The organism is Paenibacillus sp. 2TAB23 (assembly GCF_052115165.1).
Taxonomy (GTDB): domain Bacteria; phylum Bacillota; class Bacilli; order Paenibacillales; family Paenibacillaceae; genus Pristimantibacillus.
On record NZ_JBFRGD010000014.1, the window covers coordinates 1 to 15264 of the forward strand.

The 15264-nt window shown below is 48.7% G+C and carries 11 protein-coding genes, 8 tRNA genes and 1 rRNA gene; 19 read left to right on the forward strand and 1 reads right to left on the reverse strand.

What is annotated here, in order from left to right:
• From AB4Z29_RS19540 to AB4Z29_RS19620, 17 genes are all read left to right on the forward strand, one after another.
• Window positions 1-143 (forward strand): 23S ribosomal RNA (locus AB4Z29_RS19540); the annotation flags it as partial.
• 183 nt (window positions 144-326) lie between these two features.
• Window positions 327-403: transfer RNA gene (locus AB4Z29_RS19545), tRNA-Ile, on the forward strand.
• A gap of 5 nt (window positions 404-408) precedes the next feature.
• Window positions 409-484: transfer RNA gene (locus AB4Z29_RS19550), tRNA-Asn, on the forward strand.
• A 5-nt stretch (window positions 485-489) separates the two neighbouring features.
• Window positions 490-577, forward strand: a tRNA-Ser gene (locus AB4Z29_RS19555).
• Between the two features lie 16 nt (window positions 578-593).
• Window positions 594-668 (forward strand) — tRNA-Glu (locus AB4Z29_RS19560).
• Between the two features lie 17 nt (window positions 669-685).
• Window positions 686-762, forward strand: a tRNA-Met gene (locus AB4Z29_RS19565).
• 31 nt (window positions 763-793) lie between these two features.
• A tRNA-Thr gene (locus tag AB4Z29_RS19570) sits at window positions 794-869 on the forward strand.
• 75 nt (window positions 870-944) lie between these two features.
• Window positions 945-1020: transfer RNA gene (locus AB4Z29_RS19575), tRNA-Thr, on the forward strand.
• An 8-nt stretch (window positions 1021-1028) separates the two neighbouring features.
• A tRNA-Pro gene (locus AB4Z29_RS19580) sits at window positions 1029-1105 on the forward strand.
• A gap of 186 nt (window positions 1106-1291) precedes the next feature.
• Window positions 1292-2044 (forward strand): delta-lactam-biosynthetic de-N-acetylase, encoded by a 753-nt coding sequence (pdaA, locus tag AB4Z29_RS19585; protein ID WP_441944822.1) that lies wholly within the window; start codon window positions 1292-1294, stop codon window positions 2042-2044.
• A gap of 481 nt (window positions 2045-2525) precedes the next feature.
• A complete protein-coding gene (locus AB4Z29_RS19590) occupies window positions 2526-4340 on the forward strand; it encodes a sensor histidine kinase (protein ID WP_441944686.1) in 1815 nt (604 codons plus the stop codon).
• Window positions 4324-5952 carry a response regulator gene (locus AB4Z29_RS19595; RefSeq protein WP_441944687.1) on the forward strand — a complete coding sequence of 543 codons (1629 nt, stop codon included), beginning with the start codon at window positions 4324-4326 and terminating at the stop codon, window positions 5950-5952. Before AB4Z29_RS19590 ends, AB4Z29_RS19595 begins: the two co-directional genes overlap by 17 nt.
• Before the next feature lie 117 nt (window positions 5953-6069).
• Complete coding sequence (locus AB4Z29_RS19600) at window positions 6070-7464, forward strand: ABC transporter substrate-binding protein (protein ID WP_441944688.1); 1395 nt, start codon at window positions 6070-6072, stop codon at window positions 7462-7464.
• Between the two features lie 88 nt (window positions 7465-7552).
• Window positions 7553-8452: a carbohydrate ABC transporter permease gene (locus tag AB4Z29_RS19605; RefSeq protein WP_441944689.1), complete on the forward strand. Its 900-nt coding sequence runs from the start codon at window positions 7553-7555 to the stop codon at window positions 8450-8452.
• 47 nt (window positions 8453-8499) lie between these two features.
• A complete protein-coding gene (locus tag AB4Z29_RS19610; protein WP_441944823.1) occupies window positions 8500-9351 on the forward strand; it encodes a carbohydrate ABC transporter permease in 852 nt (283 codons plus the stop codon).
• A gap of 42 nt (window positions 9352-9393) precedes the next feature.
• The gene (locus AB4Z29_RS19615) at window positions 9394-9546 is read left to right on the forward strand and encodes a hypothetical protein (RefSeq protein WP_441944690.1); all 153 of its coding nucleotides are present in this window, start codon (window positions 9394-9396) and stop codon (window positions 9544-9546) included.
• A gap of 152 nt (window positions 9547-9698) precedes the next feature.
• On the forward strand, window positions 9699-10922 hold the full coding sequence (locus AB4Z29_RS19620) for an MFS transporter (protein ID WP_441944691.1): 1224 nt from the start codon (window positions 9699-9701) through the stop codon (window positions 10920-10922).
• Between the two features lie 151 nt (window positions 10923-11073).
• Here AB4Z29_RS19620 and yhbH read toward each other — a convergent pair whose 3' ends face one another.
• Entirely contained in the window at window positions 11074-12228 is a 1155-nt protein-coding gene (gene yhbH, locus AB4Z29_RS19625; protein WP_441944692.1) for a sporulation protein YhbH, read from the reverse strand.
• A 353-nt stretch (window positions 12229-12581) separates the two neighbouring features.
• On the opposite strand from yhbH, the gene AB4Z29_RS19630 reads away from it, so the two are divergent.
• Together AB4Z29_RS19630 and AB4Z29_RS19635 are read left to right on the forward strand one after the other, a co-directional pair.
• Window positions 12582-13985 (forward strand): aspartate aminotransferase family protein, encoded by a 1404-nt coding sequence (locus AB4Z29_RS19630; RefSeq protein WP_441944693.1) that lies wholly within the window; start codon window positions 12582-12584, stop codon window positions 13983-13985.
• Window positions 13957-15207 carry a M20 family metallo-hydrolase gene (locus AB4Z29_RS19635; RefSeq protein WP_441944694.1) on the forward strand — a complete coding sequence of 417 codons (1251 nt, stop codon included), beginning with the start codon at window positions 13957-13959 and terminating at the stop codon, window positions 15205-15207. Before AB4Z29_RS19630 ends, AB4Z29_RS19635 begins: the two co-directional genes overlap by 29 nt.
• The last annotated feature ends 57 nt before the right edge of the window (window positions 15208-15264 follow it).

Genomic DNA, 15264 nt, shown 5'->3' on the forward strand with positions numbered 1-15264 from the left:
ATCTATCTAAGCGTGAAGCCCCCCTCAAGATGAGATTTCCCAGTATGTAAGACCCCTTGAAGACGACGAGGTTGATAGGTTCGGGGTGGAAGCACAGCAATGTGTGCAGCTGACGAATACTAATCGGTCGAGGGCTTATCCTAAACAGTTTGAGAAGCAAACGGACGTCGTAAGCATAGACTTACATTTGCCCCGGACCCATACATCCGGCAAACAGCAGCTATTTAAGGTTCAGCAACCTAATCTTTCGTATCCAGTTTTCAGGGCGCAATGTGCCTGTCCGTGCTTAAACGTTAGATCTTACATAAGATTCATGTTTATGCTTAGGGCCCTTAGCTCAGCTGGTTAGAGCGCACCCCTGATAAGGGTGAGGTCGGTGGTTCGAGTCCACTAGGGCCCACCATATTTTCCCTGATAGCTCAGTTGGTAGAGCACTCGACTGTTAATCGAGTTGTCACAGGTTCGAGTCCTGTTCGGGGAGCCAAGTTTGGAGAGATACCCAAGTGGCTCAAGGGGACCCTCTGCTAAGGGGTTAGACTGCGTAAGTGGTGCGAGGGTTCGAATCCCTCTCTCTCCGTTCTCTATTTTTTCAAGGCCCGTTGGTCAAGTGGTTAAGACACCTCCCTTTCACGGAGGTAACAGGGGTTCGAGTCCCCTACGGGTCACCAATATTTTCTTGTAACGACGCGGGGTGGAGCAGCCCGGTAGCTCGTCGGGCTCATAACCCGAAGGCCGCAGGTTCAAATCCTGCCCCCGCAACCATTCACCCTCCAAAGGTGATCATAATGGATATGCCGTTGTAGCTCAACTGGTAGAGCAACTGACTTGTAATCAGTAGGTTGGGGGTTCAAGTCCTCTCGACGGCACCACTTTTTTTCTAGATACTACAAGGTATTACAAAGTAGTATCGCAAACCGCCTCATAAAGGCGGACATAATCGATGTGCCGTTGTAGCTCAACTGGTAGAGCAACTGACTTGTAATCAGTAGGTTGGGGGTTCAAGTCCTCTCGACGGCACCATTTTTTCTCGGGACGTAGCTCAGCTTGGTAGAGCACCTGGTTTGGGACCAGGGGGTCGCATGTTCAAATCGTGTCGTCCCGACCATCTAACAAACAATGAATAACATATAAACCGCTATTTCAATAAGTCCAACCGACTTACGGAATAGCGGTTTTTTTGTGCATATATGGGGAAATATAATCGCAGCATGCCATTTACCCGCCATAGTGGAACAGATGAAGGAGGTCACTGCTGTTGAGTTTGAGACTTAAAGTAATAACTTGGTGTGCCCTGCTTTTATGCGTTATAAGCCCGATATCTGCTTGGGGACAGCCTGGTGTGTATCATTTCGGCTTTAAGAAAAGCGTGGAGGGACGATTGCCATCGATAGACGAAGAGGGCTTCAAAAATATCGTCACTAAGCACGGAGCGCTTTTTTTAGGCAACACAAGCCAAAAGGAGCTTTATCTCACCTTTGACAATGGCTACGAGAATGGTTTTACTCCGCGCATACTGGATGTGCTTAAGGAGAAGCAAGTGCCCGCCGCTTTTTTTGTTACCGGACATTATGTCAAAGAGCAGCCGGAGCTTATTAAACGGATGGCGGCGGAAGGGCATATTGTGGGGAATCATTCTTGGAGCCACCCTGACATGTCGCAGCTCTCACAGGACAGCATTAAGACTGAGCTTGAGAAAGTTAAAGCACAAGTGGAGATACTCACCGGGCAGAAGGAAATGAAATACCTTCGACCGCCAAGAGGCATTTTTAGCGAACATGTACTTGCAGCAAGCAAGCAGCTTGGGTATACGAATGTATTCTGGTCTGTTGCCTATAAAGACTGGGATGTTAATGCGCAAAGGGGATCCCAATATGCGTACAGCGAAGTAGTGAAGCAGCTTCATCCCGGAGCTATCATATTACTGCACTCGGTATCGAGGGATAACACGGAGGCACTTGGTCGAATTGTGGATGAGGCAAGGCGGCAAGGGTATGAATTCAAGAGCCTTGATCAGCTGTCAACCGAGCAGAACCCAACGAATTAGCAGCAAAAGCCTATATTCACTTGCTGAAGCTTCGCGTAAGCTCAGTGAAAAGAAGGTTTGGCAGAAGCTTTAACTCCTTGCGAGTTAAGGCTTTTTTGCTGCAAACCTATATTCAGATGCTGAAGCTTGGCGTATGCTCAAGTGAAAAGAAGGTTTGGCAGAAGCTTTAATTCCTTGCGAGTTAAGGCTTTTTTGCTGCAAACCTATATTCAGATGCTGAAGCTTGGCGTATGCTCAAGTGAAAAGAAGGTTTGGCAGAAGCTTTAACTCCTTGCGAGTTAAGGCTTTTTTGCTGCAAACCTATATTCACATACTGAAGCTTGGCGTATGATCAAGTGAAAAGCAGGTAGGGCAGAAGCCTGAAACGTCTTTAGAAAGCTGCCCTCAATCCGTGATTTCCCGCATATATCCGTTTTGCGGCAGACGCTATAATGAAAAAGAGTGTGTCTAAAGCAACGTGAGTCGAAAGAGGTGTAAGAGGATGATGAATCAGATGAAGGCAAGAACCGCAGCACAAAGGTTATTTTATTCGATATCGCTCAAACATCGTATTTGGTTGGCCTTTGTCATTCTCATCATGTTCGGAATTACAGCGACCGGAAGCATTGCTTATTTGATAGCCTCAAAGGAAATTCAAAGCAACGCGCTGAAGTCCAGTCAGGAAACAGTGAACCAATCCGCTCAAATTGTGAATGAAAGGCTCAAAAACATCGGCATAGCGGTAAGAGCACTTATGTTCAGCGACCCCTTCAAGCAGGTTATGGCCGATGCCCAGAATAAAGACAGCAGCCGATATTACAAAACGTGGACGGCGCTGCAGCCTGTTTTTTCACAGGTGAAATTTAACGATTCCATGATTGACAGCATTCTGATCGCATCGCCGATCGGTGATTATTATCATACCTCGAATGTACGAGACACAGAGCAATCATTTTATGAATCGGACTTATATGAGCATTTCAAAGATATTAAACGAGGCTTTTGGACGAAAGGCCACGAGGATACTTTTTTTATGGACAAGCAGAACGTCATTTCTCTCGTTGTAGAGGGCGTTAATGATTTAGGCGAGGTTGCAACGGATGTGTATGTGGTCATTAACGTGAAAGAAGATGATCTGCTGGATTTGTTTATGGAGAATCTCTCGACTATAGAAAAACAATACTATTTCATTGATTCCGCTGGGGATGAAGTGAATATGTCGAGGCAAACCGAGGACAAGCCTATTACGAAGCAAGCTGGATTTGTAAATCAGCTGACGGATGCCATGAGCAGCTCGTTTTTTTTCAGCGACAGCAGGAAGGAGTATTTGGTCAACTATTCTCGGCTTGAAGCCAAGGAGGATTGGATGATTGTCGGAGTTCAGTCGCGAACAGATCTGCTTGCCAAGCTGAATGGCATTAAGAGAGGCACTTCGTTTGTCATCTTAGGCTTCCTGCTGCTGTCATTATTTATTGCGAACAATCTGACGTATGTGCTGCTTAGGCCGTTATTTCGGTTGCAGAAATTGATGAAACGCGTAGAGGAGAACGATCTTAGCGTACGATTCGAGAGTGAATACAAGGATGAGGTATCTCAGGTCGGTTTTCGCTTCAACCGCATGCTTGATGAAATCCAGCAGTTGATTGCGGATATGAAGATAAGGGAGAGGGAGAAACGAAAAGCGGAAATTAAGGCGTTGTCCGCCCAGATGGATCCGCATTTTTTCTATAATACGTTAAATACGATTTATTGCAAATCAGTGCTTGGCGAGAATGAGGATGTTAATGAAATGATATTGGCGCTGTCGCAAATGTTCCAGCTTAGCTTAAGCGGAGGCCGGGATCTAATTACGCTGAATGACGAGCTGGATCATGTTCGGCAATATTTGGCGATACAGCAATTATCCTATGAGGAGCTGTTCGTTTGTCATTTCGATGTGCAGCCTGAGCTGCTGGAATACGAGATACCAAAGATTATGATTCAGCCGCTTGTTGAAAATAGCATCTTGCACGGTTTCCAAAACCGCGTGTCGGGCGGAGAAATTCATATTGTTGCGCATGTGGAGGAGCAGTGGCTGTATTTGAAGGTGGAGGACAATGGCGAGGGTCTCGTACCTGAACGGCTCAAGGCGGACATCATACATCCAACAACGCTGAAAGAAGGCTATGCGCTTCGTAACGTTTATCATCGACTGCAGCTCTATTATGGCGAGCTGCAGCGAATGGAGATTAGCAACAACGAACAAGGCGGAGCAGTCGTCGAGATTTGGATTCCGAGACAAATGGAAGGGAATGGTTCAGATGAAGCAGCTGGTTAAACTATGCATCGTTGACGATATTCGCAGCGTGGTAGACATGTTCAAAAACAAAATCCCATGGGGCCAATACGGAATCGAGGTCGTAGGCAGTGCAATGAACGGCGAGGAAGGACTCGAAGTCATTGCGAGAACGAAGCCGGATATTATTCTAACTGACATTCGTATGCCTAAAATGGATGGACTGGAGATGACGCGCCGTATCGTAGAAATGCTGCCGCATAGCAAAATTGTTATATTAAGCGCGTATACCGATTTTGAATATGCGCGTAAAGCGATTCAATATGGTGCGCTCGACTATGTAAAAAAGCCATTTTCGATCGATGACATCATTAAAGTTGTCGTCAAAGCGAAAGAAGCGTGGGAGCAGGACAAGCAGGACAGGCTGCATGTCGTCGAGCTGGAGAAGAAGATGAAGGAGAGCTTGCCGGCGCTTCGCCAGGAGTATATGTCTTTGCTTGTCCACCATCAGACGGATGAATCAGACATCGCGCAATGGTGGGGCTTCCTTGATCTGCCGTCTTTGCAGGCGCCATATGCCGTGATGGTTATTCAGATCGATCAATTTATGGATAAATACGGATCGTTGGTCGTGAAGGAGCTGGAGCTTGCCCGGTTCTCTCTGCAAAATATCGTGGAGGAAACGATGTCCACTTATACGCCGTCTATTGTGTTTCGGGAAACACTCAACCGCTATGTTTGTATCCTTCATGTGCAGTCGCAGGAGCATCTCATTCAGCTTGCTGACGCTTGCTGCGAGAATATCGCTAATTATACGAAATTTACGATATCGATTGGAATCGGGCAAGAAGCAAGCCAAGTGCGTGAGCTTCCACGGAGCTACCAGCAGGCGCTCAGCGCGTTATCCTATCATTTCTATACTGGAGGCAATGGCGCATTCCTCTCCAGCACCCATACGCAAGCAGGCTCAGCAGCTTGGGTATATACGGCGGATAGTGAGAATGAGTTTCTATTCAGCTTCCGTTCCGGCAATCGGGAGAAGACGATGGCGTGGCTGACGGCTATATTCGATGAGATGCAGAATCAGGCCGTGCTGCCTGAGCCTAGCGACGTCGAGCATTTGTTTCACGGGCTTTCTCTCAAAATGCTTCGCGTGCTGCTAGAGAAGCTGCCGCGCCAGCAATTGACGGAGTTTGAAGCCAAAGTTAAGGAAGCTAGAGGGGGCAGTCGCGCTTCTATGTTCGAATATCGGCAATGGCTTTTTGAATTATGCGATATTGGCTGCCGACTAGTGGATAAAGAGCACGCCAGCGAATCACAAAAAATCATTTACCGATCCATCGAATACATCAAATCGCATTTGGAAAAGGATTTGACTTTAGAGCATTGCGCCAGACAAGCCAATCTGAGCTGGGGCTACTATTCGAACTTATTCAAAAAAGTGTCAGGCACCACCTTTCAGCAATTCGTTACACAAGCAAAAATCGAAAAAGCCAAGTCGATGCTCATCGATGATTACCAGGTGCAGGAGATCGCACAGGAGCTCGGCTACGAGCATCGTCGCTATTTCAGCGAGGTGTTCAAAAAACAAACGGGCCTGACGCCTACCGAATTCAAGGAAATTTCGCTCGGCAGATCGGCCAAAACCGAATGAATATAAACACGAAATATCTGCCCCTATTCGCAAGCTACCCTCATTACCTATTCGGGGCCGATCTTTTATAGTTAAGAAGCTAGCAATAAAGCTTCACCTACAAAGGGAGGATTACACATGTACAAAAAAATCGGAACGGTTGTGCTCAGCGTATTTCTAGCGGTTGCACTAGCAGCATGCGGCAATTCAGTGGGCAACGCTGGTAACGAAGCGACGAACAAGCCAGCTGAATCAAATGCAGCGACAGCCCCAGCCAGCAACGAGAAAAAAACAAAGATCGTATACTGGACCGGGGATCGTCATGACATGGATTACATTAAAGAGGTTATTCAAAACTTCAATGACACGAATGATTCCAACATCGAGGTAGAGATGGTCGTTAAAACAGACGACTACAACCAAGCGATTGATCTAGCCTTTGCTTCCGGACAAGCGCCGGATTTGCTTCGCGTCAAAGAAAATACGATCCAAGCTTACGTAACAAAAGGCTACTTGGCTCCAATCGATGATCTGATGACAGAACAAATGAAGCAGGAGTTCCCGCTCATTCAGGACTTTAACCAAATTGGCGGTAAAGTGTACAGCTTGCCGAATTATGGCTCAACACTCCGGCTCGTATATAACAAAGAATTGTTCGCCAAAGCAGGCATTGCTTCACCTCCGAAAAGTCTAGCCGAAATGGTTGACGCAGCTAAGAAAATTACGGAGGTAGGCAAAGCGGATGGCGCATACGGCTTCGCCTTGAACTTTAAAAGCCCTGACAGCGCATTCGGACGTTCGGCTCGCGTCATTGCGGAAGTAAGCGGAATCGGCGGCTTCGGCTATGATTTCAAAACGGCACGTTTCGACTTCACAGGCTTTAAAGATATCATTCAAGCTTATAAACAAATGTATGACGATGGCAGTACGCTTCCCGGTATGGAAGCGCTCGATATCGATCCGTTACGCGCGCAATTCGCAGAAGGCAAAATCGGTATGTACATCTCCTTCTCATCGGAGCCCGGCGTCTACAAAAACCAGTTCCCAGCGAAGATCGAATGGGCTGCGGCACCTGTGCCATCCATTGACGGAACCATCAAAGGCGCAAGCTCTTTTGTAGGTGGTCAGTGGCTTGCAATCAACAGCTCCTCTAAAAACCAAGAGGCGGCTTGGAAGTTCATGGAGTATATGTACGCAGAAGAAATTCTGAAAACATACCATGAAAAAGGTTTCGGCATTTCGATGGTTCCCTCCATTTCCGCAGTAGCAAGCAAACCGGACATTAACGGCATTGAGGGCTTCCTTCCAACTGAAAATGATGGAACCTGGCCGCTGAACCCGACTGTAACCGTGGAAGGCATCAAAAGCAATGACGCATTCTTCAAATACATGCTCGGCGAAGGCAATTTGGATGAGATCATCAAAGACTTGAACACAAGATACAATGCAGCGCTTGATAAAGCGATTGCAAGCGGCGAGGTTAAAGCGGAGCCTAAACCGGATTTCGATCCGATGAAGCTAGGCGCGAAATAATCGCATGGCTATGAAGTAATTAGGAGGGTGGAGTGCAGACTCCGCCCTTTCCTATCTCTAAAAGACAGACTGTACGGGAGTGGAAACGATGAATAAAGTGCGTCAGATCGGGTTTTCTTATGCGTTCCTTTTTCCGAGCTTTATATTAACGCTGGTTCTCGGCATTTATCCGCTTGGGTGGGCCATTCGCTTCATGTTTTACGATTACAAAGGGTATGGAGAAGCGAAGTTTACAGGCTTGTACAATTTTCAAAGACTATTTAGAGACACGCAGTACTGGGAATCGGTCGTCAATACGTTCGTTTATGCAGGCGGCAAGCTAATCATTACGATTCCTCTCTGCTTGGCGCTCGCGGTTATTTTAAACCAGAAGCTGAGAGGCCGGAATTTTCTTCGAGCCATTTATTTCATGCCTACGATTATTAGTTCAGCTGTTATGGCAGTTGTGTTTTTTATCATCTTCAACTCCTATAATGGCGTATTAAACCAATATTTGATGAAGTTTAATATCATTTCCGAAAGAATCGACTGGCTCGGTCCGAAACACGCGATGATGACCACGATCTTGATTGCCGTGTGGGGCGCCGTTGGGAATTACATGCTGTTATTCCTAGCAGGTCTTCAAAATATTCCGAATGACGTCTATGAGAGCGCATCGCTTGACGGGGCAAACAAAAGGCAGCAGTTCTGGTATTTGACGATTCCGATGCTTGGCCCGGTGCTGCAAATCGTTATTATGCTCGCTATCATCAACTCGTTAAAGGGCTACGAGACGATCATGGTACTGACCGAAGGCGGGCCAATCGGCAAAACAGAGGTTATGTATTTGTACGTGTATAAGCTGTTTTTCCCGACCCCGTCCTCAGGAACCGTTGTAGACCAGCAGTTTGGCTACGGCAGCGCGGTAGGGTTTACGACAGCCGTTATCGTGGGCATTATTACGCTTCTGTACCACATGCTGTCAAAACGATTGAATAAGATGCATTAAGGGAGGACGCTATGAAGACGGAAGCAATACCTTACACGAATAAGAACATGAGACGAAATCCGTTTCGGGAAGGCGGCTGGGGAGGACGCGTGCTCCTCTGGATCTTCCTGCTGGCAACGGCGCTTCTCATCATTTTCCCTATCGTTGTGACCTTGTTCGGATCCTTTATGTCCAATGCGGAGCTAACGACCGGGGGAGCGATCCTGCCTTCGGTCTGGCATTTCGAGAATTTTGCGGAGGCTTGGGTACAGGCTAACTTTTCGCGGTTTACATGGAACAGCCTGATGCTAAGCGGCGTGACGACGATCGGTACTCTCATTGTTGCTTCCATGGCGGCTTATGTCGTAGATCGGATGAATTTCCCTGGCAAAGCGTTGTTTGTCGCTATACAAGCTTCGACTATGTTTATTTCTATCGGAGCGGTCGTTATTCGCCCGCAATATGAGCTGATGATCAAGCTGCATCTGCATACCTCCTTGTGGGGTGTCATTCTTATTCTGATTAGCGGACACGCCTATATTTTCTTTATTTTGCTCAGCTTTCTCAAGGGGATTTCGAGAGAGCTCGATGAGGCTGCTAGAATTGATGGCTGTTCCAATGCGGGCATCTTCTGGAAAATTATTTTGCCGCTGCTTCGACCAGGCCTTGGGGTAGGCGCACTTTTCACATTCTGTGGGGCGTGGAACGAATATTTGCGGCCGCTCGTGTTCACGATGAATACGCCCGAGCTGCAAACGTTGACCGTAGGACTGTCCTATTTGCGCTATGGGGCATCGGCTGCGGTACAGACGCACTACATGCTTGCAGGGGCATGCCTGTCGATTCTTCCTTTGCTTATCGTCTATATGATCGCCAATAAATCCTTTATGCAGATGACGGCTGGATCACTTAAAGGGTAAGGAAATAACGAGAAGCGCTTGTGAAGGAGCTGAACGCAATCAATGCGGGAGCTGCGGATGGAACAAGGCGAGAACATTCACGATTTTTTAGCGAATGCGTTTAATCATCCGAGCAGGCTCTTTCATAAGAAGATGGCGGATGAGCTTTTTCGCATGGTATGCGGATATGTAATAGAGCTGTTCAAACGGAAATAGATCCCGTTTGAGCGGCTCTATTTTTTTGCGTTTATCTAAAGCGGGCAACTACGGGCAACACTACATAGGAAGCAAGCGCCAAGATTCAAGGCAGCGTGATTGTGATATATAATGAATATTGAAAATGAAGAAACAAACGAGGAGTTTAGCTTATGAAAAATATGACGTTGCTGCGTGAGCCCAAGCAGCGGAAATTGTTAATAAGCGCAGGTTTTAGCTGGCTGTTCGATGCGATGGAGGTCGGCATGATCTCGTTCATCGTAACGGCGCTTGCCGTGGAATGGCAGCTAGGCGCGCAGCAGGTCGGACTATTGATGGCGATTAATTCTATCGGCATGGCAGCTGGAGCAGCGATTGCGGGGTTAATGGCTGATCGTTACGGACGGCGTGCCATACTGATGTGGACGCTCATTATTTTCTCCGTAGCAAGCGGATTATCGGCTTTGGCGGCAGGTTATGCCATGCTCTGCGTACTGAGGTTCATTGCGGGCTTCGGGCTTGGCGGCGAGCTGCCCGTTGCCTCAACGCTCGTTTCCGAGTCCGTGCCAGCGGCAGAGAGAGGGCGTGCCGTGGTGCTGCTCGAAAGCTTCTGGGCAGGCGGATGGATCGTGGCTGCCTTGATTTCTTATTTTGTGATTCCGCATTACGGCTGGCGGCTGGCTTTCTTGATTGGCGCATTGCCTGTTTTTTATGCGCTCTACTTGAGGAGAGCGATTCAGGATTCGCCAAGCTATATAGCGCAGCAAGGCAAAAGAATTTCCATTAAGGAACGAGTGGCCTCGATCTGGTCTATGAAGCATCGACGGGCAACGATTACTTTATGGATCTTATGGTTTACGGTCGTTTTCTCCTACTATGGCATGTTTCTGTGGCTGCCGTCCGTTATGGTGCTGAAAGGGTTCGATCTGGTTAAGAGCTTTCAATATGTGCTCATTATGTCGATAGCTCAGCTGCCGGGATATTTTGCAGCCGCCTATTTCATCGAGAAGTTTGGGCGCAAGTTCGTATTGGTTACGTTTCTTGTTTTGACGGCTGGAAGCGCGCTATGGTTTGGCAATGCCGAGACCGAAGGAGGCTTAATTGCCGCCGGCGTTTGCTTATCGTTTTTTAATCTTGGAGCATGGGGTGCGATGTATGCTTATACGCCTGAGCTGTATCCGACTGCAGTGCGAGGTACGGGTGTCGGATTCGCGGCATCCTTTGGCCGTGTCGGCGGTATTATCGGCCCGTATCTGGTAGGCATGCTGGTCGCTGGGAAATTCGAAATCACATCGATATTTTTAATTTTCTTCATTACGATTCTAATCGGAGCGTTTGCCGTCCTGATTATGGGTAAGGAAACGAAAGGGACGGACCCCGACAGGGAGGACGCGTAATCAAAAAAATCCGGCCTTGCCGCGAAAGCAGCGTGGCCGGATTTTTTAACATATAAGACTATTTAGGTTACACGCGATAAAGCTTTCTTCTATTTCTACGAGAAACGGATATCCTCATCTTGCAGAGGACGGCGAAGCCGTTTCTTCTTGTTTAGGCTCCGGTTACTTGCTTAGAGAAGAAGGTTTTAAGCGCCTTATAAACCTCGCCTTTTTCCTTAATAACCGAATACATAAATTTTTTATGGCTGATATGCTTATAGGCGGACATAAGCGTACTGCTGCGATTGTATTGGTTAACCTCGCCATAGCCGAACATATTGCTGCGCTCCATAAGCTGCCCGATGAGCTTGACACACCGCTCGTTATCGGAGGTTAGATTGTCTCCGTCTGAGAAATGGAAGGGATAAATGTTCCAATTCGCGGTGGGATAACGGCTGTCGATGACGTCAAGCGCCTTCTGGTACGCAGAGGAGCAGATCGTGCCGCCGCTTTCACCACGGTTGAAAAACTCCTCCTCCGTAACCTCCTTGGCTTCCGTATGATGCGCGATAAATACAATTTCTACATGCTCATATTTACGGCGCAGGAAACGTGTCATCCAGAAGAAAAAGCTGCGCGCGCAATATTTTTCAAAAGAACCCATGCTTCCCGAGGTATCCATGAGCGCAAGAATGACAGCATTCGATTGCGGCTTTACGATTTCATTCCATGTTTTGTAGCGCAAATCATCCGGTGAAATACCGCCGATGCCGGATTTTCCTGCATTGGCATTGCGGCGCAGGTTTTCGATTAAGGTGCGCTTCTTGTCGATATTGGACATTATGCCTTTCTTCCGAATATCGTGAAACACGATTTCGGTCGATTGAAGCTGGTCCTTTTGTTTCTGCTCGAGATTAGGCAGCTCCAACTCCTCAAACAGCATATCCTCGAGCTGATCAATGCTTATTTCGGTATCAACGACATCATCGCCCGGCTGATCGCCGGCATCCTGCCCTTTGCCTGGACCTTTGGCCGCTTGCGGGTCTACGCCTAATACGTCGCCTACCTGCGAATCTCCATCGCCTTGTCCGACATGCTGCTTCTTGTTGTAGTTGTATATAAAGTGGGATTCGTCGAGACTTTTAATAGGAACCTTAATCGTACGCCTTCCGTCTGACAAAACAATGCTTTCATCAGAGACGAGATCGGGAAGATTTTGCTTAATTGCTTCATGCACCTTCTCCTGATGCCTCGCTTGATCCTCATAGCCTTTGCGGTGGAGCGACCAATCCTCTCGTGACACAACAAACAGCGGCTCTGACTCCATTCCCTCACCTCATTCCAATAAGTTAAAGCTGCGATATGCGAGACCCTTAAGCTGACCTTTACTTATTTGTTGTCTGTTACTCAATATATTCAAGAGTGTAGAGGTTATGTGAACGAAAATTAGTCTATATCTAGCAATCTATTGAACAGCTTGAACAGACCGAAGAAAGAATGGATGAACCATTTTCTACGCCCGATGAACCTACAAAGAGAAGCTGCGGCAGCAATCGACAAAACAATTTTGGCAGATGCGGCGAGGTTGCCGCATAGGCTAGTCTGTAAGGATCGCGGAGGCGCTCTTCCGCGGTCCGCTCTACTATAGAAGCGGCTGACGCGAAGAAGGAGATGCAGGCTATGGGCGTGAATGAGGCAGCAGGGGATACGGAAGAAAAGGAAGCGCTGCTGGAGAAGGACCGCAAATATTTGTGGCATCATATTTCGCCCCACAACGAGAATCCGATGGTCATCGTTTCCGGGGAGGGCAGTTGGATTACGGATATGGAAGGGAACCGATATTTGGACGGCATGTCGGGGCTATGGTGCGTCAACGTCGGTCACGGGCGTACAGAAATTGCCGATGCCGCCGCGAACCAGATGAAGACGATTGCTTACTCAACACTCATTCAATCGCATGTTCCAGCAATAGAGCTAGCCGCCAAGCTGAACGAGTGGCTGGAGGGCGAATACCGCATTTTTTTCTCCAACTCAGGCTCTGACGCGAATGAAGTTGCATTCAAGATCGGACGCCAATACCATCACCAGCGGGGGAAGGCTTCCAAGCACAAGTTTATTTCGCGGCACAGAGCCTACCATGGTAACTCGATGGGGGCGCTAAGCGCAACAGGGCAAGCGCAGCGGAAGCTCAAGTATGAGCCGCTTGGAGCTGGCTTCACGCATGTGCCGCCGCCTTATTGCTACCGTTGCCCGTTCGGTCAGAAAAAGGGGGCTTGCGAGACGCAATGCGCGCAGGCATACGAGGATGCGATTGTATGGGAAGGCCCGGATTCCGTAGCGGGGATTATCGTGGAGCCGGTCATTACAGGCGGAGGGATGATCGTCCCGCCTGACAATTACTTGGCGAAGCTTCGCCAAATTTGCGATAAGCATGACGTACTGCTCATCGTAGACGAAGTCATATGCGGCTTTGGGCGCTCAGGCCAAAAGTTCGGGCATCTCAACTTCGGCGTGCGTCCGGATATCGTGACGATGGCGAAGGGGCTGACGAGCGCCTATTCCCCGCTTTCGGCAACCGCCGTGTCGGCAGAAATGTACGAGAGCTTCAAGGAAAGCGGACCCGACAGCCACTTTCGCCATGTCAACACCTTTGGAGGGAACCCGGTATCCTGCGCGGTAGCTCTGAAAAATCTTGAAATACTTGAGCGGGAAAACCTGGTTAGCCGCTCTGCTTTTATAGGGAAAGAGCTTCTAAACCGAATGAAGCCGCTTCAATCACATCCGCATATCGGCGAAATTCGCATATTCGGTTCGGCTATCGGGATTGAGATGGTAGAGGATAAACAAACGAAGGAGCCGGCCTCCGCGGCTAGGGTGACCGCTATCCTAGCAGGCTGCAAGCAGAGAGGGCTGCTTATTGGCAAAAACGGAGATACCGTCCCAGGCTTTATGAATATATTGACGCTCAGTCCTCCTTTATCGACAACCGATGACGAGATTGTGTTTATTGCCGACACGCTGCTTCAGGTTTTTGGCCGGAGTGAGAGTGAGGGGGATGAGCGAGTTGAAAAGGATGAGCATTAACGAAAAGAGGCTGCACGAGCGTATTTATGCGCTAGGGCAAATTGGAAGAATCGGAGATACCGGCGTCTGCAGGCTTGCCCTCTCCCATGAAGACCGTGAAGGAGTGCGACTTGTTCAAGCTTGGATGGCCGAAGCGGGTATGGAAACCTTTATCGATCCCTTTGGCAATTTGATTGGCGTGCTGGAAGGCGTAGATAAGGAAGCTCCTGTGCTTATGTTGGGTTCGCATATCGATTCGCAGCCGTATGGCGGCAGGTACGATGGCGTGATCGGCGTTCTCGGTGCGATCGAAGCGGTTCAGACGATGGTCGAAGCAGGCATCAAGCCTTCCGCGAATATCGAGGTTGTTGCCTTCTGCGACGAGGAAGGCTGCCGCTTCAACAAAGGTTTGTTCGGTGTTAGAGGGATGACGGGAAGGCTGGAGCAGGGCGAGCTTGCGCGAACGGATAAAAATGGGGTAACGCGCAGAGAAGCGCTGCTGGGCTTCGGATGCGATCCTGCAGCGTTCGCTGGGTATGCCTTTGAAGAAGGCAGGATCGGCACATTTCTGGAGCTGCATATCGAGCAAGGCCCCATTCTCGAGGCGCTTGGCGAGCCGGTTGGCATCGTCAGCGGCATATCCGGCCCCGTCTGGTGGACGGTCGAAATGACTGGCTTCGCAGGGCACGCAGGCTCCGTTCCGATGCCGATGCGTCAGGATGCGTTGGTCGGCTGCGCCAAAATTATAGTTGGCCTGAACGAGCTAGCTTCTTCAGATCCTGATGCGCCGACGGTCGGAACAGTCGGCTCGCTTTCTGTATTTCCGGATTCACGCAACATTATTCCCGAGAAGGTCAGCTTTACCGTTGACTTCCGGGATATTGACGTAACACGCAGAGACAGCTTGGAGAATCGGCTGATTGCCCTTATGGATTCAACCTGCGCGGAGCATGGCTTGACGTATACAATTCGGGAGGATACAAGAAGCGATCCCAGGTATTGCGCGCCGCGGCTGCGGACATTGCTGCGTGAGCAGGCAGCTTTGATGGGACTTGCGCCTCCAGAGCTCATGAGCGGACCTTTTCATGATGCATTGATCATGTCTTATGTTTGCGATTACGGGATGATATTCGTCCGGTGCAAGGACGGTATCAGCCACAACCCGAAGGAATTCTCATCTGAGAAGGACATAGCGCTCGGAGTAGAGCTGCTCTACCAGACGGCGCTTCGATTAACGGAATAGCGTCTTCATGATTCTGCTGTCCATGTAGGAGCCTATGTATGATCAGAATGTGAGCTT